A 25,291-nucleotide genomic window follows, 5' to 3' on the forward strand; every position below is an offset into this window, starting at 1 on the left:
TCCAAGTCACCTTGCTATGATATTTTAATACTCCAAAACTGAATGACGGAATTTATAAAAAGTTATTAATAGGCTAATCTTTTTATAAATTCCTGAAAAATAAAATATGTAATTAGTATCCATTAACTACTACGTCTAACTTCCCTGTTTCAGGATCAATAACTAACCCATGCACTATTAATTCCTTAGGAATCAATGGATGTTTTTTTATTAAATTCACACTATCTTCAATAGATTTTTCTACAGAGTCAAATCCATGAAGCCACTTTTTTATATCGATACCGCCATTTTCTAGAGTTTCTATTGTTTCTATTGAAACTCCCCTATCTAAAATCTTATTAAGTAAACTATCTGTATTTAAATTGCACATTCCACAACTATGATGTCCAATAACAAATATTTCATCTACATTAAATTCATATACTGCTACTATTATGCTTCTAATTACACTTCCAAAAGGATGCATAATTGATGCACCAGCATTTTTTACAATTTTAACATCTCCATTTTTTATGTTTAAAGCTCTAGGTAGTAAATCAGTTAATCGTGTATCCATACAAGATAAAATAAGTATTTTTTTATCTGGCTCTTTTGAGGTTTTATATATTTCATATTCCTTATTTTCTATAAAGATTTTATTAAACTCTAATATTTCTTCTAACTTAGTCATAGTCTTTCCCCCTTTATGTATTTTCATTAATTTTATATCATTAGTCTATACTTTCCTATATTTATTATGTATATATATTGTATAAATATTGTTTTACATAATAATTAACTAGATTTTATTAACAATATATATTATTATAAAGATAAATATAAATTTAAGGTGGTAATTATGGAAACTTATGCAATAACATTTTATTTAAATGAAAATTCTCACTCATGCGGATGTGAAAATCATGATCACGATCATGAACATCATCACCATCATCGTGATGATTATGATATAGTTGCAACTATAAAATCTTTAGGTGCATGGGCTAACTTCATGCCTGATAGTTATTTAGTTAAAACTAATACTCCAGCTAAAGATATATCTGAAAAAATTAAACCTTTCTTAGAAGCTGGTGATTTACTATTCGTAACTAAGGTTTGTAAAGATGATGTTGCTTCATTAACTCCTGGTGTAGTTGAATGGATTAACTCTTAATAAAGCAAAAATATTAGAAGAAAAAAAGAGCCATATATAAATTTATACCATGGCTCTTTTTAAAGTTCTAAATTATCTCTGCTTATTATTACTGCTAAAAAAGTAAATAAGCTAGCTAAAAATGATTTATAACTTGATACTACTTCTTTATTATTACAATCATTTATATGTTCTATCTTACTTTCTTGCAACAGGCTATAATTTAAGATTAAAAACATTCCTGTTGTAAATAAAAACATAGTGTTAGTTAATCTAGGAAAATTAGTTGTATCTATAAAATTCTCTTTAAAGTTTGTATTAAATAACTCATCTAAAATTTGTGCTTTTAAACTATGAACATAATACAAATTTAAAATTGTTGTAATAACTATTATAGTAACTAGATCTATACTTAAATTTATAATACCTAATTCCTCTAAAAGTTCCTCCTGAGTAGGTGTTCCAGTCGTATCATCCTCTTCTACCGCTTCTATAACAGGTTCTCTTTCTTCCTGTCTTGTTGTAGTTGAATCAGTTCTTCTTTCTATTCTTCTGCCCCCAAAAAGATTTGCTGCTGATCTTCCTCTTTTTTTTCTATGTTTCTTTTTAGACAAAAATACCCCACCTTAAAGACATAGTTATATTATAGACTATGCAAATCTTTTAGTGGGGTACTTATTTTGTAATATTTAATTTACTTTACTTTTCTTCTTTTATATAAAGTTATTCCACTGCCTAAAAATGTAAGTCCTAGAATAACACTTGTATATATTGAATCCGAGCCAGTATTAGGTAATTTCCCTTTTATTATAGAATCTTCATTAGTATTCGTTTTATCATCTACATTATTTTCCTCTACTATAGGAGTATCTATAATATCTGTGTTATCTTGTTTAATATTATTATCTTCATTAGCCATTAATAATTTTATATCATTTATTTCATCTATTGCTACTAAAACTTCTTCTTCTGTCATATTAGCATTTTGAAGCAAATTTTTTACATTTTCTACAACTTTTAAAATAGTATTTTTAGTATTTAAAGAATACTTATTTATATCTATATCTTTAACTTCATCGATAAAATTAATTAACTGATTTATAAGCTCCTTATCAGGAAGAAGGCGAAGATCTAAATAAGCTTTACTAAGAGACTTTACTGCTTCCATCACCCTTTCATTACTTTGAGGATATAATAAAACTTCACGAGCATATTCTAAAGCATCATTAAAATCAGCTTGTCCTTTTTCAGCATAAAGTTTTAAGTCTATACCCTCAACTAAATTTATTAGAGATTGAAGTGATGTTACATCTATTTCTTCTACCTTTATTTTTTCTAATTTACTAATAGCTAAATTAAGTGTATCTAAAGCATTATTAACTTGCTCTTTAGTTGCTTCTTTGCTGTCAAGTACATCTCTTGCTAATTCTCTTGCATTACTAAAAATTAACCAGCTCTCTATTGTATACTCGTCTTCTTGAAATACTAAAGATTCACTATATAATTTTTGTAATTCTGTTTTATCTACTTCAGTTTCAGCATTTTCTAAAGCTGAAACTGCTGCTTGTAAATTTGATAAAGCTAAATTTACTTCTTCTTGAGTTGCATTTAAATTATTAATTACTTTCTCAGCATTTATAAAAGCTTGTTCAAAAACTTTCCAACTTTCTTCTGTATAATCATCTTTTACAAAGCTTTTACAATTTTCATATAGTGTATTTAATTCCTTCTTATCTACTTTCACTTCTTCTATTAAATTGGATTTCATATAAATTACTTTTACAAGTATATCTGTTACCTGTTTTTTAGTTGTTGCCATTTTAGCTACATCCTTTGCTTCATCAATTGCATTTCTATAGGCTTCCCAACTACTAGTTGTATAATCTTCAGAATCCATAGATTCAAACTCTAATATAGCATTTAATATATTCGATATATTTACTAAAGCTTCTTCTGAATCTTTAAGGTTCTTAATTGCATTATCTATCATATTTTCAGATACAATAGATGCATTTAAAATTTCTTCTGCTTTACTTATCATTTCTTGGACTTTATTAATACTTGCTTGAGAATATTCTCCTTTAATTACTTCTTTTGCATTGTCAACTTCTGCAATAAGCTCTGATTTATCAACTTCTCCAAAAAGTCCATCGGTATATTTATAAAGACTTAATTCTGCTACAGCTGCACTTTGTGCTGCTCCTCCAGAATAGGCATAATTTACTTGGAATTTTATATACTTTGCATTTACTGGTATAAAGTCTATGCTTTGCTCAGTAATATTATCTAAGAATGTACCACTTGCTACTTTTGTAAAATTTATGCCATCAGTACTTACCAAAATTTCATATTCCTTAACACGTCCACTAGAACTATTTTGTCTTGGAATATAAGAAAGCTTATAAATTTTTGTTTCTTCTTTTAATTTTAGTGTAACGGATTGTGGAAGCTTAATATTGGAATTTCCCCATGTTGAATGCCAATAAGTATTAGCATTACCATCTATAACGTTTACTGCTGCTCCATCTGTATTTTCTGCAGTTGAATTACTATGTTGTGTTGTATAATCAACACCTTCATAGGATGTTTTACTTACTTTAGTCAGATCATATATATTTTCATTTACTTCAGTAATTTTTCCCCCAATAGTGTTTTCTACAATCCCATTAGTTTCATCAATATTAGTAGCAATAACTTTTCCTGATTCATTACCAGTAAGTGTTGTTTTAAATACCAATTTATTTGTTCCTGATCCCTTAATATATTCAGCATTTAACGTATTATTCCCTACTGTTAAAGTAAGGGTAGGATTTCCTGCTACAAAAACATTTTGTGATAAATTTAAATCGATAGTTAAACTATTTTCACTTAATTTTGCACTGCTTGAAGTTACTTCAGGATTTGGAAGATCTATCGTTTTATTGCTAGCTTTAATCCAATTTTCATCAAATTCAGTATAGTAAATTCCAATGTTTCCATTAGGATCATCTAGTTCATAAATTACAGCAAATTTACCGTTAGGTAACTGTGTAAGACATGAATATTGAAAATGTCCGGTTGAAAGTAATTGAGAATTAGTCCATGTAATATCTCCATTCTCTGAAATTTCTCCAAGATGAACTTTTCCATCAATTCTTCCTGATTTTGACGGATTAGATATCATTACATATTCTTTACCATCCTTTTCAAAATCTATAACTGATAACTGACAATAAATTTCTGGTATATTAATGTCATTTTCAATTTTATACCAAGTTTTACCATCATCATTGCTAGTTGCAACATAAACTGTATTAGCTATAGTATTACGCATAAATAATTTAAGCTCGCCATTATTTGTTTGTATTACTTGTGATTCTGTAAGCATTCCTCCACCTGTCATAGTTTCAGGATCTCTTCCTAATTTAACCATTGGAGATTCTCCAATTGTCCAAGTTTCACCATTATCATCACTTACTATTACTGCTGAAGATTGGCTTGCTCCAACATTTGCATTTGTGTGGTAAACAGGGAATACTAATTTACCATTGTCAATTTGAATCCCAACCCCTGGACCAGTTCCTATAAACTTCATCCAATCTTTCTTTACTTGAGGCGTAATATCTTTAGGTATAGACCATGTCCTTCCATCATCATCTGAATGCATAAGCCATAAGTATGATGTACGAACTACATGTAATTCTCCCTTATCTTCTCCAGAAAACATATATATATTACCCTTATATTCACCATTTTTATATATATTTCCTAGTTCTTTGTATGGGGCTTCACACTCTGTTATTATTCTATATCCAGTTAATTGATTTTCTGAATTATATACATTTCCATCTTCACGAATAGTATATTCATTATTTTCATTATCATATAAGAGTTGATAATCTTTTCCATCTATATTCTTATATCCAGTTCCAGTTCCTAATATATCAGAGTTAGCCAATCCTGTTGATTCTGGGAACATATCTACTAATAAATATATTCTTCCTGTTTCTTCATCTTGAACCATAGATGGATCAATAAGAAATGCTGAATTAGCTGAACCACTATTATTATCTACTAAATCTAAAATAACTTGCCCTTCGCTAAAATCCTCTTCTCCAACTTCTTTACGACGTATCATAGTATCGATATTACCCCAATCTCCAGAATGCTGGTTACGCTTATCAATTGCTGCAATTAGAGTCCCATCTTTAGTAGTAAGCAATGAAGGTATTCTATATGCTGTAGATCCATCATATCCTGAATAGAAAATTGGATATGGAGTTGTTTTATATGCATTAGTTAAATCTAATTCAGTAGTTGTTGTATTTGCTGTTTCTTGGTGTAATGATTTTATTTCACTTTCAGTAAGAACTCCTTCTATAACCTTTACATAATCTATAGCTCCTTCGAATGGCATTGTACTAGCATTATTTCCTCTTTTCACTTGTCCAATACTTATTGTATTAGCTGATGTTACATTATTAAGGAATCCTTTCTTATTACTATAGTAATTTACCATTTTACCATCAATATAAAATGTGTAACGATTATTATTTGTACTATCTGTTTTAACAACTGTTAAAGTATGCCACTTTGTATCTTTTATTGATACAGATTTCTCTGTTAAATGATTATTATTAAGTACAAAATTGCCATTAGCTGTACTTTCCATTCCACCTTTTACCTCAACCCCAATAGAATTGCTACTAGGATTCACATAAAAGGTAAAATATTTATTTTCATCTGTACTATCAGATAAGCTAAACAACGTCATTAACTGATTAGTTACTGCGTTTGCTCTATATCTAACTGTAATAGAACCACTCTCTAATGATTTAAGATTGTTTACATCGTTTACAGATGTATTTTCATATTTTGTATCTGATATATTTTTATAATAAGCATTTTTGTATGAAAAGACCTCTTCCTCTCCTCCATTTTCATGATATTGTAGAATTTGCTCTTCACTTATGGCACTATCAAATAATTCAATATTTTTTAGTGTACCATTTAGAGGATATCCATTTCCATTACTTGCACGTTTTCCATTTCCAAATATCATATGATCTGCATTAGGAACAATGCCTTTTGAAAAAGTAGTTGCGGTTTTCCCCTCATTGACCATTTCACCATCTAAATAGAATCTATAATAGTTTCCTTTTGAAACAGTAAAAGTAAATGTATGAGGTTGTCCATCAGTTATTGTAACTGATGTAGTAAATGATGTATTAATTCCTCCAGTCTTTGATTCAATACCAATTTTATTACTTCCTGGAGTAAAATATATTGAAATATAATTAGAATTTTGTGTACTATCTCCAAGAAAGAAAATTGATTGTACTGTACTTGTTCCCGCGGACATTGTAAGGGTCGTGTTCATTGTAAAGTTATCAAGATCCTTAAATGTAGTAACATCTTCCTCCGATGCCTCAATTGCCCCTACTCCATTTTCTATTGTAGTTACCTTGTTGTTTGAATATTCTTTTGTTGGATTAACTATTTGTGTATTTTCATCTGATAGTGCTTTTATGTCCTTTATAGGACTAAGTATAAAACTGCAAGTCATAAGTATAATCAGTATTAAGCTTGTAAGCTTTCTTTTCATTTTTTTCTCCTTTCATTTTAAATTTGTATATTATAATCTTACAGTTTAATTATAATTGAAGTCTCAACCATTTTCAAACTTATTTTACATTTTTTTCTTTTATATGTTTGTTGAATTTTTCTTTATAAAAATATTTATTTTAGTAACCTACTTACATATTGTTTTTTCCATATATCACTTCTTCTTTACAATATAAAATGACCTGTATAATAAATACAGATCATTTTATTATTTTACCACTCTGCTATTGTTCCATCATAGTTTTTCCAACTTGGATTTCTCCAATATAAACCTTCTGCTGAAACCTTTTCTACTAATTCTTCGTCAATTTCTAGACCTAAACCTGGTTTAGTAGGTATCTCTAAGAATCCATCCTTATATTGGAATATTTCTTTATTCTTAACAAAGTCAAGCAAATCAAATCCTTTATTATAATGGATACCTAAACTTTGCTCTTGTATAAATACATTAGGTGTACATACATCTAATTGTAAAGTTGCTGCTAATGCAATAGGTCCATATGGTGCATGAGGTGCAACTGCTATATCAAATGCTTCTGCCATAGCTGCAATTTTTCTAGCTTCTAAAATTCCTCCACAAAGAGCTATATCTGGTTGAATTATATCAATTATACCTTCTTTTATTATGTTTTTAAATCCCCATCTACTATATAGTCTTTCTCCAGTTGAAAGTGGTGTTGCAGTATGTTGAGCTATTTCTTTGAAAGCTTCTTCATTTTCTGGTAATACTACTTCTTCTAAAAACATTAGCTTATAAGGTTCTAATTCTTTTGCTAAAACCTTTGCCATTGCCTTATGGACACGTCCATGAAAATCAACTCCAATATTTAAATCAAATCCTACGGCATCCCTTATAGACTTAACTCTATCAACTACAGCTTGTACTTTTTCAAAAGAATCTATATAATGAAGTTCTTCTGTTGCATTCATCTTTATAGCTTTAAACCCTCTATCTCTTCTATCTATAGCTTCTTTAGCAACATCTTGTGGTCTATCTCCACCAATCCATGAATAAACCATTATTCTGTCTCTCGCTGCTCCTCCTAACAATTCATATACTGGAACATTTAATGCCTTTCCTTTAATATCCCATAGTGCCATCTCTATTCCAGATACTATTGTTCCATTAATTGGACCACCTCTAAAGAATGATCTGTGAAGTTCTTGCCATATTCTTTCTATTTCAAACGGGTCTCTACCTATTATTCTTTTTCCAAGTTCATATGCTCCTGCTACGACTGTATCTGTCTTTGTTCCAGATATCATCTCTCCCCAACCTTCAATTCCTTCATCTGTTGAAATTTTAATAAATATCCATCTTGGTTTTACAGTATATACTTTAATTTTTGTTATCTTCATTCCAAACTCTCCTTTTAATTAAATCTATTTATACGCTTTTCTCTAATTCGTTGTTTTTTTCTGAATTTTCTTTATTTAATTTCTTTGGCTTAATAACATCCATATAGAACCAAATCACTCCAAAAGCTATTAATAATACTGGGATATTTATCAATGGGTTACCTGCTGTAAATGCCATATATATTATGAAACTTTGTGTTAAACTAGTTGCTGCAAATGATGATATTAATGCTCCAGCCGCTAAACTTAAATCTATTCCAACACTTGATGCTAGGTTAGTTAATGTTGGCGCTGTTACTGTTCCTGCTAATAATATTGCTGCTGTAGTAGCTAGCCCAATAACAATATTTTTAAATAAATTACCTCTTGTTAATGCTACTACAAGTGCAACTCTAAATGGAATTACTGCTAAATCTGCGAAAGGTAACATTCTATTTCCTGGCAATACTACTGCTAATAATATAGTTAAAGGAATTACTATTAATGAAGTTGTAATAACATCTGGATTTCCTGAAACAACCGCTGCATCTAATCCTATATACAAATCTCTTCCTTTAAATCTCTTCTTAGCAAATTTTTTAGCTCCTTCAGATATCGGCATTAATCCTTCCATAAATAGTGCTGTCATCTTAGGTATAAGAACTAATACTGCTGACATATTAACTGCAACATTTGCTATATCTGTAAAGTTATATCCTGCTAAAGCACCAATGATTCCACCTAAAATTAACCCCATTATTATTGGCTCACCGAAGAATCCTAAATACTTCTTAGCATCTTTTAATGAAAAGTTTATTTTATTTACTCCTGGTATCTTATCTAATACCCAATTTAATGGTACTGCAACTATTAATGATGATAAAGCTGATACTGTTGGTAATGATACCCCTGGTAATCCAAAATAATCTTCAACCATTCCAGCTGACCAGTCAGACAATTTAAATGTTACAATCGCCATTACTATAGAAGCACCAACTCCTAAAAATATGTTACTAGTAACGAAATAAGTCATAACACCAACTATTGCCATATGATGATAATTCCATATATCAACATCTAGAGTATTTGTTTTCTTAAGAATTAACATTATAATATTTATTGCTAATATTGCGAATATTAAGATTGGTATAATTGGTGATGCCCATGTAACTGCTGCTATTGTTCCCCAACCAACATCTAGGACATCTAAACTAAATCCCCATCTTTCAACCATAGCTTTAGCTGCTGGTCCAAGACTTGATGATAAAAGATTAATTACAAGCTTTATACCTGCAAAACCTATACCTACTGTTAAACCTGATCTAAAAGCTTTAGCAGGCTTAACCCCAAAAACTAATCCTACTCCTAAAATAATTAGTGGTAAAAGTACTGTAGGTCCTGCATTTAATAATGTCTGGAATACGTTATAAATAAGCTCCATTATAATATCCTCCTTATTATAAAAACATTTTTATATATTATCCTCTTGCATAGTTGACGATTTCTTCTAATGTTTCTTCTTCACCTATTCCTGTTAATAAAGACATTGCAGAAACTACTGGTATCTTTGCACTATCACCACCATATCTTCCAGTTGTAACTAATATATCAAAATCATCTACCTTACTATCAATCTCCAATAATTTACATTGAGTTACTGAAATAGCTATTCCTTTTTCAGCACAAATATCCTTAATTTTAGTTGCAACTACAGTTGATGTTGCAATTCCATTTCCACAAGCTACTAATATTCTTTTCATTTTTTAATCCTCCAAATTCAATTTATATTATTAATTTAAATAGTTATTTATTATCTTTAGTACATCTTCATCAGATTTTGCTTTAATTATTTTTTTCAAATCCTCTGGATTTTTTATTAATTGAACTATTTTTTGTAACATTTCAATATGTCCATGAGGTTCATTTAATGCAAGCATAATTACAATTTGAACATCTAATGTTTTACTTGGATCATCCATCGCTTGAAAATTAACAGTATTTTTGAGTACTCCAATTGCTATGGCTGACTCATTTACTAAAGTATGATCACAATGAGGAATTGCTATTTTTACCTCTGCTGGTAATCCTGTTGGATACTCTTCTTCACGCTTTAAAATAGCTTCTCTGTAGCCTTCTTTAGAATACCCTTTTTCTTGTAGTTTTTCTGCCAAATAACTTAATATTTCATTTCTACTATCAAAATTTAAATTTCTATAAACTAATGTTCTATGATCCATATTTCATCCCCCTAATCAATTTCTTTCTCTAGTTCCTTCAATGTCTTAACTAAATTACCTATATTTTTGTTTAATATATCTTTTTTATCAAATAAACTAGACCCTATACCTAAATAATCTGCTCCATTGTTCATAAATTCTTTAGCATTATGCTTTGATACTCCGCCAACAGCCATTATAGGAATATTACCTAACGGAGCTTTAATATCTTTTATGTAAGTAATGCCACAATCTTTTGCTGGAAATACTTTAACTATATCAGCTCCATTTTCATAACACCACCATACTTCAGTTGGGCTCATTGCGCCTATTACACATAAAACATTATTTTTTTTACATTCATTAATAACTTCTTTTTCAACTACAATTGGAGTTAAAATAAAAGTTGCGCCTGCTTTAATAGCTTTTTTTGCATCATCTAAATTTTTAACAGTTCCAGCGCCTATGCTAACTCTATCTGCATATTCCTTAGATATTTTTTCTATTGTTTCTAGTGCACCATCAGTATTCAATGTTATTTCTACAGCTCTAATATTTGACTGAACTAAAGCTTCCATAACAGTCTTTGTTTCATCATAGTTATATCCTCTTAATATAACTGTAACTTTAGAAAAATCTTTCATCATTTTTCCCTCCTTTAGTTTCTTGCCATATATTAAAGCAATAAATATGCCAAATTTTTGGCTGGTTTTGTAAAATATAGAATTATAATAAAACTTGAAGTATTTCATCCTTGCTAATACTTGATTTTAGCTTATTTAATATTTCTTCTTTTTTTATAATTTTATATAGCTGCTCAAAATATTTTCTTGAATCATCCTTTAATGCCACTAAAAAAATTAAATCTACTTCACAACTTCCATCCCAATATATCCTATTGGCTAATTTAGTAATCATAATGGTTGGTTTGGTAACGAACTCTGCATCTCCATGTGGAATTGCTATCCCACCCTTCAAATAAGTATTACCTAACATTTCTCTTTTAAATACACTTAATAAGAACTCTTCTTTTACATAGCCACCATTTATTAGCTTTTTTATCATATCTTCTAATGCTTCATCCTTATATCTATAGCTCTCATTTACGAAAACAACATCCTTATTAATTATTTCTGATAACTTATTTTCTTCTTTATCAGAAACGATATCATTTAACTTTTCAACTCCTAAACCTCTCATAATTTCCTCTAAGGAGATAAACGGAATACTTCTAAACTCTGGATTAATAGTTCCTACTATAGCTTTTATATTCTTATTCTTCGATATTTTAGATAAGGATTCAGTAATATCACCATCCATAAATCCTAAAGATATTACTTCTACATTCTTACCTATTAAATCTATTTGTGATTCAACATATTCCTTTATTTTCAAAGCAGCCCCCTTACCTGTTATACATAAAGTCACAATTGTATTAGATAAGTTATTATTTTCAATATAATATTGATTTAATCCATACCCCTTTGATTCATTTTCTAAGTCTTGTATTATTTCATCTAAAGATTGATCTGTTAAAGCTGATTTTCTTACTGCTTCTAGTACCATCAAAGTATCTACTCTACCAATTATCTCTGTTTCTATTCCTGTTTTGGCTGTTATTATATCTCCAAATGTAACTAATGAACCCATGTCCACTAGAAGTATGCAGCCCTTTCCTTGATCATGTTCTTTGACACATTTTATAGCTTTTTCAAGCATAATATCTGGTGAATCCCTAAAATCCATATCAATTCCTATAGCATGCTCTACACCTAAAAATTTATTTGCTACTTCTGCCATGGCTGTAGCAACTCTTCCATGGGTCATTACTATAACAGAAACCTTTCCCTCTTCTTCTTTAACTTCTCTTTTATAATTTTTTAAATACATTGTTATAAAGCCTATTTCATCTTCTGGTATGTTTATATTCAACCTTTCTTTAGCAATTTCACACATCATTATCGCTACTTTGAATTCTTTTTCATATTTACTCTTTATAATCTCTATCTTTGGGTTTATTATTTCTTTCCCTAAAATTATTCGTTCATATGTTGAGTTTAAATGTACAGCTAACGGATAAATAATATCTGATTGCAATCCTAAAATGTTCTTTTTTGCAACCTTTACCATTTCTCGTGCAATATCTAAACTTTTTACCCCAACTAAACTCATTAACTCATCATTATTTAGAACTGAATAATTAATAGCTTTTGCTCCTCTAATTAATTCTAGTTCAACTTGTTGGCTTAACATTTTAGATATTTCTTCATCACTATAGCCTGCAAACTTAAGCTCAGATTGCCTTTTTTCTATAAACTTATATATATTGGAACTCTCTTTTTCATCTAAATTACTTTTTTCAATATCTACTTGTCCATTATACGAAATATAGATATCTTCCATAATAAACTTCTCAATTTCTAAATTGTTTTTATTATTTATTTGGTCATTTATATAATCTGGTATATGTCTTTCATCTATATATAAACTTTTATTATCATTCAAATTATTTTCTAAAAAACTAATTGCACAAGCTACCTTAATATCACTTTTCAGCTGTCCAATATTACCCTTACAATCATATTTCATAAGTTTACTTATGACATCCTTTGATACAAGCATATCTCTGTTTATTCTATGGCTTTCTTCTAGAAATACTTTATTAATTAATTCAAATCTCTCTTCGTAAGGTCTATCTTTAATTCCAGGTATCTCTATAACCATAGGGATTCTTCTTCTAAATGTTAATAAAAGCGAGCTTTCAACATTTTCAGTAGTTGCCGCAATTATCATTACATTACTTTTTCTAACGTTTTCACTTTCCCCTAATCTTCTAAAGCTTCCCCTATCTAATATGCTAAATAATATTTCTTGCCCTTCTGATGGTAATCTGTGAACTTCATCTAAAAATAAAATTCCTCCATCACATGATTCTACAATCCCAATTTTATCTTCATTAGCTCCAGTATATGCTCCCTTAACACTTCCAAATAATTGTGATAGTAATAGTTGCGGATTATCTGCATAATCCGCACAGTTAAATACAATATATTTTGAATTCTCGTCAAAATTCTTTGTATGTTTTGCAAATTCATACATTGCATCAGCTAAATGACTTTTACCTACTCCTGATGGGCCTAAAATTAATACATGCAATCCATGAGGTGGATAACTTACAGCTGCTTGAGCTTGAGAGATCTGAACTCTAAGGCTTCCATTGTATCCAACTACATTTTCAAAATAGTTTCTTCTTTCTTTTTCTGTATTAATATTAGTTTCTTCTTTAACTAATATAGAATCTAAACGTACTATTATATCTTTTTTAATATTTGAGGCAGCATATCTTTCAATTTTATACCCTAATGATTTCAACTCTTCTGCTAAAGCCCTATCTGATATATTCCTATCTCTTTTTATAATTTCTAATACATCATTACTTATATACTGTAATCTTCTCTTTCTAGAGTTATCAATATTACTCTTTTTCCTAAAATCTGTTACCACTTCTCTTAAAAGTTTTAATTTAACTGCAATTTGTTCATCTGTATAAGGATTTTTCTTATCTTCAGATTTTAAAAGTTCCATTATTAAATTTCCTATATCCATATAAAATACTCCTATATAATTCTATCAATTGTATAAAATACCATCTGAAAATTCTTAAAGATAATAAAAGTAAATAATACTACTTAACTTCTTTTTCAAAAGCTATTCTTTTGCTTCCATCTTCTAAATATATTACACCACAATACTTATAATTATTTTTTAATAATAATCCCTGCATTGATTTATTGTCTTTATGAGTATCAACTCTTATATTTTTGATTCCTTTAGACATGCATATTTTTTCTGATTTTTTTAGTATTTCAGTTCCAATCCCCTTCAATCCGTCAACATTAGTAACAGCTATTCTATGAATAACAGCATAAGTTCCATTATATAACCACTTACCCTCATAAATTTTATCATATGTTTTTTCTCCATTAAATGAAAGAGCTGTCGTACCAATTACCACTCCATTATGTTCTAACACATAACTTTCATTATTTTCAATATCTCTTAATATAACTTCTTCATTTGGATATCCATTTTGCCATTGATTAATATTATTTTTCTTTAGAGTTTCCTTAGCTTCATCTATAATCTTTACTACTTTATTTATTTCTTCTTGTCTTGTTTTTCTTAAAATCATACTTATTACTCCTAAAATTATAACTTAACACTATTTTTTAATTTTTCTATAGCTTCTTCCATTCTTTTTATTTTTGTTTCATCCTTTTTAGCTGAGGTTATCCATTGATAATATTTTCTTTGTTGAGAATAAGATAAGCTTTTATAGAATTTATATGCAACATCATTTTGAATAAGTTTTTCTTTAAACTCTATTGGCAATTCAATTATTCTCTCTTCATCATCTCTCTCTAATTCAACATTTATAATATCACCGTAAGTCTTACCTATTTTGCCCCTTATTTCCTTTGTAATCCCTATTATATAACAAGGTAAGCCCATTTTCACCACGGATCCTCTATAATCTACGTCATCAAATTTAGCTTTAACCTTCACCCTTTTTGTTCCAAATTCTTTTTCAATATCTAAAGGTACTTCTATGTACGTAGCATCTTTTCCTTCATGCTTTTTTATTTCTGCTGTAAAGCTATATTTCTTCATATATGCCTCCTATTATACTTATTAAGTTTAGCTTATTTATTATTATCTATTATATCTGATATAATAGATAATAATAAATATATAGGAGACTTTATGGATAAAAAATTAAAAAAAATTCCAATGATAAAAATTGGTGGTTTAAATAATTCTAATTATTTAATTGAATTACAAAATGAAAAATATGTTCTAAGAATCCCTAGTAATGATACTTCTAATAATTTTTATAGTGAACATGAAATTTTAAGCTTAATAAAAAAATATAATATTTCTCCTGAAATAGCATACCATAATAAGGATAATGGAATTTTGTTAAGTAAATATATTGACAGTACTAAGTTTAATTTAGAATTTTATAATTCTAACACCTTTATTAATAATCTAGTTACTACCCTAAAAAAGATACATTGTTTAGAGTGTAATAATTACTTTAATCCATTTAATGAGATTTATAATAATATAGATTTTTTAAATAGTGTAAACTTTATTTTTAATCATGATATAAATTTATTAGTCACTAAATTAAAAGACTTAGAAATAAAATTATGCAAAAAAATTCATTATGGTTTATGCCATAATGATTTAAATACTTCTAATATTTTATCTTGTAATAATATTGTTTATCTTATAGATTTTGAGTTTTCTGGTATGGGAGATATTTTTTTCGATTTAGCCACTATTTCATGGTTTTTAAAAGATGAAATCCAAGATGAATTAATAAAAAAATACTTTGGATATTTTGATATAGAGCTTAAGCAAAAATTGAAAGATTATTTATATGTAGTTAAGCTTTGGAACGCTACTTGGAGTTATAAAAAATCAATAGATAGTAAATCTGATTATGATTATAGACTTGGTGGTAATATGATATTAGACGATTTAATTAATTATTAAATCGTCTAATATATTAATTTTTATGCTACTATTTTTACAAATGATTGAATATCTATATGATACTCTATCTCTTTTTCTAACTTTCTTACTTCTTTAAAACCAATACCTTTAAATAAATTTTGTGACCTACAGTTTGCCTTTTTAATTTTTGCAATTACTCTATCTGCTCTCATTTCAAAGAAAGCAACCTTTAATGCTTCAACAACTGCATTATGCCCAATGCCCATTCCCCATAATTCTTTTTCCCCTACAGTAATTACTATTTCTACGAAATTACCCTTAGGTACTAATCTTAAAAATCCAATAGTTCCATATACATTTTTAATAATAAAAAATCTGCAGTTATTATTAAATAAATGAGTCAATATAGGCATATTTATTCTATTCACAACATTCATTAGATTTTTTTGTACATTAGATTCTTCATTTAAGAAACTTGTTATTTCTTCATCACTAAGCCAGTGACATATTTTTTCAGCATCTGTCCTATATACTTCCTGACTCAGGACAACATTACTAATTTCCACAAAGAACACTCCTTAAATAATATATTATTATTTTCAATAATCCTATATTAACCTTATTGCTAATATAAGTAAAAATCAGTATTCTTAGTTGCAGAAGTTTAACTTACTTTTCTTAACCTTATCTATACTTTTCACCATTTTTATACATTGTTTATATTTTCCATTTATAGTATTTTATTACCATTTAAAGTTATTAAAAGTATTTTTCTGTAAATTTATTTACAACTATTTATAAAGTTCTTAAATATTTCTGACTGCTCATAATAATCTTTATATAATAACTCAGGATGCCATTGAATACCTAGTACAAAGTTTTTATCTTTTAAATAGATACTTTCTATAATGTTATCTTTAGTAATAGCAGCTTCATCAGCCTTTGGAGCTATTACCTTTACAGCCTGATGATGAATACTATTTACCATAAGCTCTTCTTTTTTAACTATTTTAAATAATAGAGAATCCTTATTTACTCTAACATTATGAATAGGTTTATTATAAGGCTTTTCTTGCCAATGAATACTTGCCTCTCCATTATTTTTTTCTATACTTATATCTTGATAAAGCTTTCCACCTAAATATGAGTTTAATAGTTGAAACCCCCTACAAATAGCTAAAATAGGTTTATTAGCTTTTAATAACTCCCCAAGCAAGATTATTTCCATCGTATCTCTTTCATCATTAATATCACCACAATAATCAGCTTTTTCTTCTTTATAAATTTCAGGATTTATATCTTGTCCTCCAGTTAATAAAAAACCATCAAACCTATTAACTAAATTTTTTATATCTTCATTACTATCTATTAACGGTAATATAACTGGTATTCCACCTGCTTCAATAATTGCATTTAAATATGATGGCAACATCCAAATACTCTCTTTTTCATCATCAAATAGTGCAGTAACTCCTATAATGGGTTTCTTCATAAATTTCTCTCCCTTCTCAAAATTTTATTTAATATATTAATATGAAGTAGTGATATGTAAATTTCAATAATAATATATAAAAAAGAGAATCTATACTAAAATAGATCCTCATTGATAACTATTTAATACTATTTAAAATTTCTACTCTCTTCATTTCATATTCAACATCACTAATTATTCCATCATCTTTTAAAGCCTTTAATTTTCTTAGCTTTTCTTCAAAATCCATATCTTTTTCTTTTGATTTTTCTCTAGTAACTTGAATACTCTGATCATAATTATGATTACTATCATCTTCAATATAAATTTCTTCTGTTGGAATTCCTTTTTCTCCAAAAGCATTTATACCATTAGCTACTGTAATTAATATAGCCCCTCCTGTCCATAATAATCCAAATGGCCCAAAATCAGGTATTACTACAAATAAACCTATTAAAACAAATATTAATCCGCCTATAAAACCTACTATAGATGATTGTCTACTAGGTTTAACCTTAACACTTCTTCTCATATAACTTTCCTTTCTAATTATGTTAAATATATTTTACCATTTTATTAGAATTTTTTAAATCTAAAATTAATTTAAAACTTATTTTTAACAATCTATATCTATTTTCATATAATAAATTTGAATGATTTTAAGGAGTGTTATACTGCTTGAATAATGAGGAATTTACCAAACATGTAGAAGAATATATAAGAAGTTTAGATTACGATACCGCAAGACTTGAATCTTTAGGAGCTTCCCTAAATGCTCTTGGATACTTAATAATTTCCTATGGAGCTAAAATTGATATCTATGACATACTAACTAATAACGAAGTTGATGTAACTTCTGCTGATGTTACTTTATTTGGTCAATTAATTGTAGTTGTCGGATACTCGATTCTATGGGTTGTTTCTATTAGAAGGGTTTATACTAGAGAAATACGAAATGAATATTTAGATGAAAATAATCGCATATCTTCTTACGAAAAACTTAAATCTGCTTACCTTATAAGTGTATTTGCAAACTTATTAAGACTAGAAGCTTTTTATGAAATTTTAATAAATAGAGAAACTAACATAGAAGATAATGAAGAATAGTACAACATTATTTAAGTATTATGTTGTACTATTCTTATTAAACTATTTTAAAGTATATTAATTTTCCATTAAAGCATAAATATAAACCTACTAAATATCTTAATATACACTTTAATCTTCTATAATAAATTCTAATCTAATAACTCGTGTTTTTTTATACTTTGTATTGCGATACAACCAGGTCCACCTTGAGTTATAAATACAGGTCCTAACTCTCTAATTTCAACATCTATATTAGCTATATTTTCTAAAATTATATTTTTTGCTCCTAAAGCTAACTCTATATTTGAAGCATGAGAAATATATACTTTATAACTGTTATCAATATTATTTTCAATAAAATAATCAGTTATCTTTTTTATTGCCTTTTTAAAAGTACGCTTAGCAGTAAATTTTGTTAAAGATTTACCATCTTCTGAAAGCGTCATTACTGGTACTAGTTTTATGGCATTACCAATTTTCCCAACTAGTGATGATATTCTACCACCTCTTACTAAAAAGTCAAAATCATGAGGAATTAAAAAAGACTCAGATAACTCTATATATTTATTTATTTCAGTAACTATTTCATCTTTACTATAGCCATTATCTACAAGTTTAACTGCTAAATCTACTAAATATCTCTGAGGTCCACATAATGTTTTAGAGTTAATTACTTCTATCCTATTTGGATTATTATCCATATTCTTTGCCATACATGCAGAACTATATGTTCCTGATAAACCATCCGCCATAGAGATATTAATAATTTCATCTTCTGGATACTTATTATATAAATCTACAACATATCCGATTGGAGGTTGAGAAGACTTAGGTATATAGCCCTTATCTATTAAGTCAATAAACTCCTCTGAGCATATTTCTTCATATTCCATATAAGTTTTATCATTAATTGTAACAGCAAGTGGTGAAATATCTACATTATTTGCTTGTCCTTCTTTGATTGAATAAAGTGTAGATGAGTCTGATATTATTTTAATCATCTTTTATCTCCAATTCATATTTTTATAATTAATAAAAAGTTATTTACAATCAGAGTATCATGGTAGTAACCTTAGGTCAATAAACTTTTTATAAACATTTACACTTAAATTTTAAAAATTATTTAACTTATATAAACTTTAGTGATTTCTGGTATATTATCATATATCCATTTAGCGTTTATTTTTTCTAGCCTTATGCATCCATCTGATAATTCCATTCCAAGTCTACCATCTCTAACACTTCCATCTAAATTATATATTATAGAGTGAAATAAATAATTTCCTTTAAATTGTGTGTAATACCAACACTTATATCCTTTTTCTACTCCAAAGTAAAGCCCTTTTATTCCCACTTTAAAGCTTCCTTTAGGTGTGGGTGTAGACTTCTTTCCTATAGTACATAGATAACTATGCAATAATCTCCAATTATCTTTTGAGCCTGTAAAAATATTTACCTTAAAATTTTTAAGATCAACCCAAATAAAATATTTAGTATTACTTGAGAACTCTCCTGAATTAACATACTTTGTAGCATTTTCTATATAGCTTTCTTCTCCTCTAACTAAAGAAATAATTCTATTAATTATCTTCAATTTAAATGCCTCTCTAATATTACTTACAAAATATAATATGCAATTGTATTTATAATTTCTTAAAAATTCAACATTTTTCTGTATTTAATTGTTCTGAATAAATTTAATATATTTATTCATTAATTTAAAATTATAATAATTATAGGAAAAAGCCTTTGCATAAAAATTATACAAAGACTTTTTATTTTATTTAAAGTTTACTTTCTTTTTTAATAAGAACCCACTTCCAAGGAAAATAAATGCTAATCCTACTAATATAAATGCTCTTGAATCAAAAGTATCTCCTGTTGAAGGAAGATTATTTTCTGAATCGCTTGTATTTATATTATTTTCCTCATCATTTATCTTATAATTCTTAAATGTAAATTTTTGTGTAATTGATGAATCTACTACTATTTCAAATACAGTATCATCCTTTTTGTAACCTTCTGGAGCTTTAGTTTCTTTTAACACATAAGTTCCATAATCAACAGAATCAAATCTAGCTATTCCATTGTCGTCACTTATATTCTTTGATATTTCTTTTCCATCCTTATCATATAAAGTGAATTCCGCTCCCTTTAGAATATTTCCGCTTTCATCAATCTTTTTAATTTCTAGTGTTCCTTTAATTCTAGTGTTTTCAACTTGGTAGAAATAATCAGAACCATTTTCCTTTATACTTACTTCTATTTTTTCTTTAGTTCCAATATAACCTTCTGGAGTTTTAGTTTCCATTATATAGTATTCGCCATAAATTACATCCTCAAATAATGCAATTCCTTCTTCATTAGTTAAATCAGTTTCTATAGATTCATTATCTTTATTATAAAGTGTAAACTCTGCTCCAACTACTTTGTTTCCATCTTGGTCTATCTTGCTAATTTTAATATTTCTTTTAATTTGTGTATTAGTTATTTTACCAATTTCATAAGTTAATCCTGTTTCTTCTCCATTTACGCTAACATTTAATATTTCACTTGAAAGATTATATCCTACTGGAGCTTTAGTTTCTTTAATTTCATATTCTCCATAAGGAATATTAGTAAATGTTACTAATCCATTTTCATTTGTTACTCCTGTTTGAATCATATTTCCTTCTAAATCATATAATGTAAATTCAGCATTAGGTAATACATTTCCTTCTTCATCTACTTTTACTACATTAATATTTCCTACTATTTTTTCATTCTCAACAGTTTCTTTTAAAACTACTCCATTTTCATTAATAGTAAAATTATGCTTGTTATTATCTTTTACATAGCCTTCTGGAGCTTTTGTTTCAATATAATAGTAGTTTCCATAAACTAGCTCTTCAAATTTAACTACTCCATTTTCATCTGTTGTTCCTTTTGTTACTTTCTTATCATCTGAGTCATAGATAGTAAATTCTGCTCCAGCTAATGCATTATCCTCTTGGTCAATTTTAGAAATCTCTAAACCACCTTTTATTCTTGTATTTTCGATTTCATAGCCATATTCTTTATTATTCTCTTTTACATTTACATCTACTTTTTTATCACTTGCAATATAACCTTCTGGGGTTTTAGTTTCCAAAATATAATATTCTCCATATACTATATTTTCAAATAAAGCTACTCCATCCTTATTTGTTTCTACAGTTGATATAGCTTTATTATCTTTATTGTAAAGTGTAAACTCTGCTCTAACTACTTTGTTTCCATCTTGGTCTATCTTTCTAATTTTAATGTTTCCTTTAATTTGTGTATTAGTTATTTTACCAGCTTCATAAGTTAATCCTGTTTCTTTTCCATTTACACTAACATTTAATACTTCACTTGAAAGATTATATCCTACTGGAGCTTTAGTTTCTTTAATTTCATATTCTCCATAAGGAATATTAGTAAATGTTACTAATCCATTTTCATTTGTTACTCCTGTTTGAATCATATTTCCTTCTAAATCATATAATGTAAATTCAGCATTAGGTAATACATTTCCTTCTTCATCTACTTTTACTACATTAATATTTCCTACTATTTTTTCATTTTCAACAGTTTCTTTTAAAACTACTCCATTTTCATTAATAGTAAAATCATGCTTGTTATTATCTTTTACATATCCTTCTGGAGCTTTTGTTTCAACATAATAGTAGTTTCCATAAACTAGATCTTTAAATTTAACTACTCCATTTTCATCTGTTGTTCCCTTTGTCACTTCATTATTATCTAAGTCATAAACAGTAAATTCTGCTCCCTTTAATGGATTCTCATTTTGATCTAATTTTAACAACTCTAAGCTAGCTTTAATAATACTATTTTCAAAGGTTCTAATTATATTTTTACTATCATCTGAACTTTTTATCATAAATTCATGAATATTATTTTCATTTAGCACATAGCCCTCTGGAGCTTCTACTTCTTCTAAATAATAAGGAATATCAAACTTAATTTTATTAAAAGTTAAAGCTCCATTATCATCTGTTTCTCCTGTAGCTATTACATTCTTGTATCTATCTATTAAATTAAACTTAGCACCCTTAAGCATCTTCTCATTGTTTTCTTTATCTACTTTTTTTATAGTAATTGATCCTCTTGTTCCTACTGCACTACCACCACCAGATTGGAATTCTACATTAACATAATCACTAGTACTGTTTTCACTAGTTTTTTCCCCTTTAAAATACACTTTATTAGTAAATGGTTGTTTACTTTTATCTACAATATTTGTTCTAAAAGTCAATACATATGGTGAGTTTACTTCTTCTGAAAAATTAAATATAAATTTTCTAGTATTAGCATCATATTTAACACTATTTTCATTTAATTCAATAGCCTCTCCTTTTACTAAAGTTCCATTAGTATTTAAAGTTTGTTTGTACAACTCTACAGATGTTGTATCTAACTCTAAGCCCTCTTGCAAATCATCTTCAATGGTTACTTTTCCCATAGAAATAGAGTTAGAATTTATTATTACATTCCAATCAATATAGTCTTTTCCATTCTCATAATTTGCTGATTTTTTAATTACTGAGTTTTCAATTTTAGTTGATGACTCTGTAACTACATTTGGAGGTATAACATCGCCAGTTATTTGAGCTTTATTATTAACTAATTTTTCACCATTAGTATAAAAAATAGACTCATCTATTATTTTAGTTTTAAATGTTATTTCATAAGTATCATTTATTTCATCCTTAAAAGTATAAATTAATGTTCCAGTCTTGTCTTTATCATTCTTATCTGCTTCTATATAAGAAAATCCATTGTTATCAGCATTATTATCTATAGTTGCAGATCCTTCTACATATTCTTGTCCTATATTAATGTTATCAGTAACAACTACTTGTCCTAACTTAGTCTTATTTTTGTTAACAAATATCTTCCAAGTAATTTCCTTACTTACAGCATCATAATTCACTGATTGTTTATTAATAACATTACTTGTAACATTTTGATAGCCTGTACTATTAACTTCATTTGATATATTTTCAGCATTAATAGTTACAGTATTAGTATATTGCTTTCCATTAACATTTCCTGCATAAATGCTGCTGTCAGTTATCTCAGTTTCAAAGGTAATTACATATTTTTTATTAATAGTCTCATTAAAGCTATAAGTAATAACTCCTGTTTTTTCTTTATCTAACTCTTGAGCTGCTTCATAATTAAATTTGCTAGTATCAGCATCTTCTCCATCTATCTTAAAACTTCCATTAACATACTTTTGTCCTATAGGAATATTATCTGTTATTAACGGATTTTGAAGTTCTACTTCATTATTATTAACTTCGATTCTCCATGTTATATAGTGACTTGAAGCTTCATAACCTACACCACTTTTTTTCAAAATATTACTCCCTACTCCTACGGTAGCATCCGAATGGGGATTTCCTTCTAATCCTTCAACTATAGTTGCTGTATTTTTAAAGTTAGTTGAATCATTTGATTGATAAACTTTCTCATCTACAACTTTAGTAGAATACGTAATTATTTGTTGAGTATTAATTGTTCCGTTAAATGTATAATCTAATTTTTTATTAACCTCATCATAATTGTAATTATTATTTACTTCATTATTTACTTTAAATGAGTCTTTTATTAACTCTAACCCCTCTGGTATAATATCTTCTACCTTTAAATTATTAAGCTCTAAAGCATTGTTATTTACTTTAATAGTCCAATCTATCTTTTTTTCATTAGAATTATAGTTACCAAACTTTTCAATATAGTTTGTCTTAACATCTACTGAAGCTTCGTTAGATTCTTTAATTTGACCGTTGATATCAACGCTTGCCTTATTATATAATTTTACGCTTTCCCCCTGTTCTTTTGGTAAAATACTTGCATCACTAATTCTAGTTTTAAAAGAAATTATATGTTTGGTATTAACTTGTCCTTGGAAAGTATATGTTAATGTACCTGAATAATCACTATTATCTTCTGATGATACATAAGTAAATCCACTAATATTAGCTCCATTATCTATTGTTGCTGATCCCTGAATATACTCTTGTCCAAAAGGAATATTGTCTATAATTCTTGCACTATTTACATTTGCATTTTCCTTATTAAATTCTATATACCAAGTAATTTCATTTTTACTTCCATCATAACCACTACTCCATTTCGAAATAGATGGTTCTGGAACTGGGTCTTGTTTAAATTTAACTTCTACTTCAATTGGTTCTGATTCACCCGAAAATGTAAATTGTAATTTTTCACTTTCATCATTTCCTATATTATTTCTATTAAATTTTGTATCTAAGTAGAAATTACCACCTATATTTGAATATGATCCTGTATAGTCAGTAAATTCTACATCTATTTTCCCACCTTTTTTAAAATGAGCTATTGCTACTAAATTACCATCATCATCATATATGTCTTGATCAAAATCACTTATAAGGTCTAATTGATCTGGTATAGTCACTGTAAAAACATCACCAATTTTTATATCTTCAATATTTGGAATGTCAAAATTGAACTTAACACGCACCTCTGATGATTTATCTATTCCGTCACCTAAAGGGTTTCCACTAAAATCTGTTAGTTCAATGGATGTAATAAATTTGAATTGATTATTTTCCTCGGCTTTTGCAACACTTTCCTTACCATAGCCCGAGAATAACTGCACTATTAATAATAGCAGTATTGTAATAGCTATTTTTTTTGTTTTTCTCATAAAATATCTCCTTAATATGATTTATTTATATTAATTAAGTCAAAATTATATTAATTAATATTTATAAAACACTCTTAAAGAAAAATATTTTTTGATTTATAATTTATCTAGCATACATGAATATGCATACTAGTAAGTTTTCTAAACTCTATATATACCCATTCTTAATATTGTTTCTATCTATTTATAACTATTAATTT

The 25,291-nt window shown here is 27.7% G+C and carries 20 protein-coding genes; 3 read left to right on the plus strand and 17 right to left on the minus strand.

Translation table 11 applies throughout. The features are described 5' to 3' along the window. Positions 1–112: 112 nt before the first annotated feature. A complete protein-coding gene (locus tag ACQPUY_RS02645; protein WP_430839366.1) occupies positions 113–670 on the minus strand; it encodes a beta-class carbonic anhydrase in 558 nt (185 codons plus the stop codon). A 168-nt stretch (positions 671–838) separates the two neighbouring features. Here ACQPUY_RS02645 and ACQPUY_RS02650 point away from each other — a divergent pair, with 168 nt between their 5' ends. Beyond that, positions 839–1,153 carry a hypothetical protein gene (locus tag ACQPUY_RS02650; RefSeq protein WP_430839367.1) on the plus strand — a complete coding sequence of 105 codons (315 nt, stop codon included), beginning with the start codon at positions 839–841 and terminating at the stop codon, positions 1,151–1,153. Between the two features lie 59 nt (positions 1,154–1,212). On the opposite strand, the gene ACQPUY_RS02655 is transcribed toward ACQPUY_RS02650, so the two are convergent. From ACQPUY_RS02655 to ACQPUY_RS02700, 10 genes are all read right to left on the minus strand, one after another. Further along, positions 1,213–1,746, minus strand: a complete 534-nt coding sequence (locus tag ACQPUY_RS02655) for a hypothetical protein (protein ID WP_430839368.1) — start codon at positions 1,744–1,746, stop codon at positions 1,213–1,215. Positions 1,747–1,826: 80 nt separating this feature from the next. Further along, entirely contained in the window at positions 1,827–6,716 is a 4,890-nt protein-coding gene (locus ACQPUY_RS02660) for a sialidase domain-containing protein (RefSeq protein WP_430839369.1), read from the minus strand. A 233-nt stretch (positions 6,717–6,949) separates the two neighbouring features. Further along, positions 6,950–8,095 carry a galactonate dehydratase gene (gene dgoD, locus ACQPUY_RS02665; RefSeq protein WP_430839370.1) on the minus strand — a complete coding sequence of 382 codons (1,146 nt, stop codon included), beginning with the start codon at positions 8,093–8,095 and terminating at the stop codon, positions 6,950–6,952. 28 nt (positions 8,096–8,123) lie between these two features. Continuing rightward, a complete protein-coding gene (locus ACQPUY_RS02670) occupies positions 8,124–9,515 on the minus strand; it encodes a PTS galactitol transporter subunit IIC (RefSeq protein ID WP_430839371.1) in 1,392 nt (463 codons plus the stop codon). Between the two features lie 37 nt (positions 9,516–9,552). Next, the gene (locus ACQPUY_RS02675) at positions 9,553–9,834 is read right to left on the minus strand and encodes a PTS sugar transporter subunit IIB (protein WP_430839372.1); all 282 of its coding nucleotides are present in this window, start codon (positions 9,832–9,834) and stop codon (positions 9,553–9,555) included. Between the two features lie 30 nt (positions 9,835–9,864). Further along, entirely contained in the window at positions 9,865–10,311 is a 447-nt protein-coding gene (locus ACQPUY_RS02680; protein ID WP_430839373.1) for a PTS sugar transporter subunit IIA, read from the minus strand. An 11-nt stretch (positions 10,312–10,322) separates the two neighbouring features. Continuing rightward, positions 10,323–10,937: a bifunctional 4-hydroxy-2-oxoglutarate aldolase/2-dehydro-3-deoxy-phosphogluconate aldolase gene (locus ACQPUY_RS02685; RefSeq protein WP_430839374.1), complete on the minus strand. Its 615-nt coding sequence runs from the start codon at positions 10,935–10,937 to the stop codon at positions 10,323–10,325. Between the two features lie 79 nt (positions 10,938–11,016). Continuing rightward, a complete protein-coding gene (locus ACQPUY_RS02690) occupies positions 11,017–13,896 on the minus strand; it encodes a sigma 54-interacting transcriptional regulator (RefSeq protein WP_430839375.1) in 2,880 nt (959 codons plus the stop codon). 79 nt (positions 13,897–13,975) lie between these two features. Then, entirely contained in the window at positions 13,976–14,482 is a 507-nt protein-coding gene (locus tag ACQPUY_RS02695) for a GNAT family N-acetyltransferase (RefSeq protein ID WP_430839376.1), read from the minus strand. Positions 14,483–14,499: 17 nt separating this feature from the next. Beyond that, positions 14,500–14,961, minus strand: a complete 462-nt coding sequence (locus ACQPUY_RS02700) for a YdeI/OmpD-associated family protein (protein ID WP_430839377.1) — start codon at positions 14,959–14,961, stop codon at positions 14,500–14,502. A 93-nt stretch (positions 14,962–15,054) separates the two neighbouring features. Here ACQPUY_RS02700 and ACQPUY_RS02705 point away from each other — a divergent pair, with 93 nt between their 5' ends. Next, positions 15,055–15,852, plus strand: a complete 798-nt coding sequence (locus ACQPUY_RS02705) for a phosphotransferase (protein WP_430839378.1) — start codon at positions 15,055–15,057, stop codon at positions 15,850–15,852. A gap of 20 nt (positions 15,853–15,872) precedes the next feature. On the opposite strand, the gene ACQPUY_RS02710 is transcribed toward ACQPUY_RS02705, so the two are convergent. The 3 genes from ACQPUY_RS02710 to ACQPUY_RS02720 all read right to left on the minus strand — a co-directional run bounded on the left by ACQPUY_RS02710 (position 15,873) and on the right by ACQPUY_RS02720 (position 17,816). Then, positions 15,873–16,379 (minus strand): GNAT family N-acetyltransferase, encoded by a 507-nt coding sequence (locus ACQPUY_RS02710; protein WP_430839379.1) that lies wholly within the window; start codon positions 16,377–16,379, stop codon positions 15,873–15,875. Positions 16,380–16,594: 215 nt separating this feature from the next. Further along, the gene (locus ACQPUY_RS02715; RefSeq protein WP_430839380.1) at positions 16,595–17,305 is read right to left on the minus strand and encodes a gamma-glutamyl-gamma-aminobutyrate hydrolase family protein; all 711 of its coding nucleotides are present in this window, start codon (positions 17,303–17,305) and stop codon (positions 16,595–16,597) included. Between the two features lie 118 nt (positions 17,306–17,423). Then, complete coding sequence (locus ACQPUY_RS02720; protein WP_430839381.1) at positions 17,424–17,816, minus strand: SHOCT domain-containing protein; 393 nt, start codon at positions 17,814–17,816, stop codon at positions 17,424–17,426. Positions 17,817–17,962: 146 nt separating this feature from the next. On the opposite strand from ACQPUY_RS02720, the gene ACQPUY_RS02725 reads away from it, so the two are divergent. Then, positions 17,963–18,391: a hypothetical protein gene (locus tag ACQPUY_RS02725; RefSeq protein WP_430839382.1), complete on the plus strand. Its 429-nt coding sequence runs from the start codon at positions 17,963–17,965 to the stop codon at positions 18,389–18,391. Positions 18,392–18,522: 131 nt separating this feature from the next. On the opposite strand, the gene ACQPUY_RS02730 is transcribed toward ACQPUY_RS02725, so the two are convergent. The 3 genes from ACQPUY_RS02730 to ACQPUY_RS02740 all read right to left on the minus strand — a co-directional run bounded on the left by ACQPUY_RS02730 (position 18,523) and on the right by ACQPUY_RS02740 (position 25,091). Next, positions 18,523–19,374, minus strand: coding sequence for a DegV family protein (locus ACQPUY_RS02730; RefSeq protein WP_430839383.1), 852 nt, complete (start codon positions 19,372–19,374; stop codon positions 18,523–18,525). A 122-nt stretch (positions 19,375–19,496) separates the two neighbouring features. Then, on the minus strand, positions 19,497–19,916 hold the full coding sequence (locus tag ACQPUY_RS02735; protein WP_430839522.1) for a L,D-transpeptidase: 420 nt from the start codon (positions 19,914–19,916) through the stop codon (positions 19,497–19,499). Between the two features lie 237 nt (positions 19,917–20,153). Beyond that, on the minus strand, positions 20,154–25,091 hold the full coding sequence (locus ACQPUY_RS02740) for a SpaA isopeptide-forming pilin-related protein (protein WP_430839384.1): 4,938 nt from the start codon (positions 25,089–25,091) through the stop codon (positions 20,154–20,156). Positions 25,092–25,291 lie beyond the last annotated feature (200 nt).

It is taken from the genome of Clostridium nigeriense (assembly GCF_050585245.1).
Classification (GTDB): Bacteria; Bacillota; Clostridia; order Clostridiales; family Clostridiaceae; genus Clostridium; species Clostridium nigeriense_A.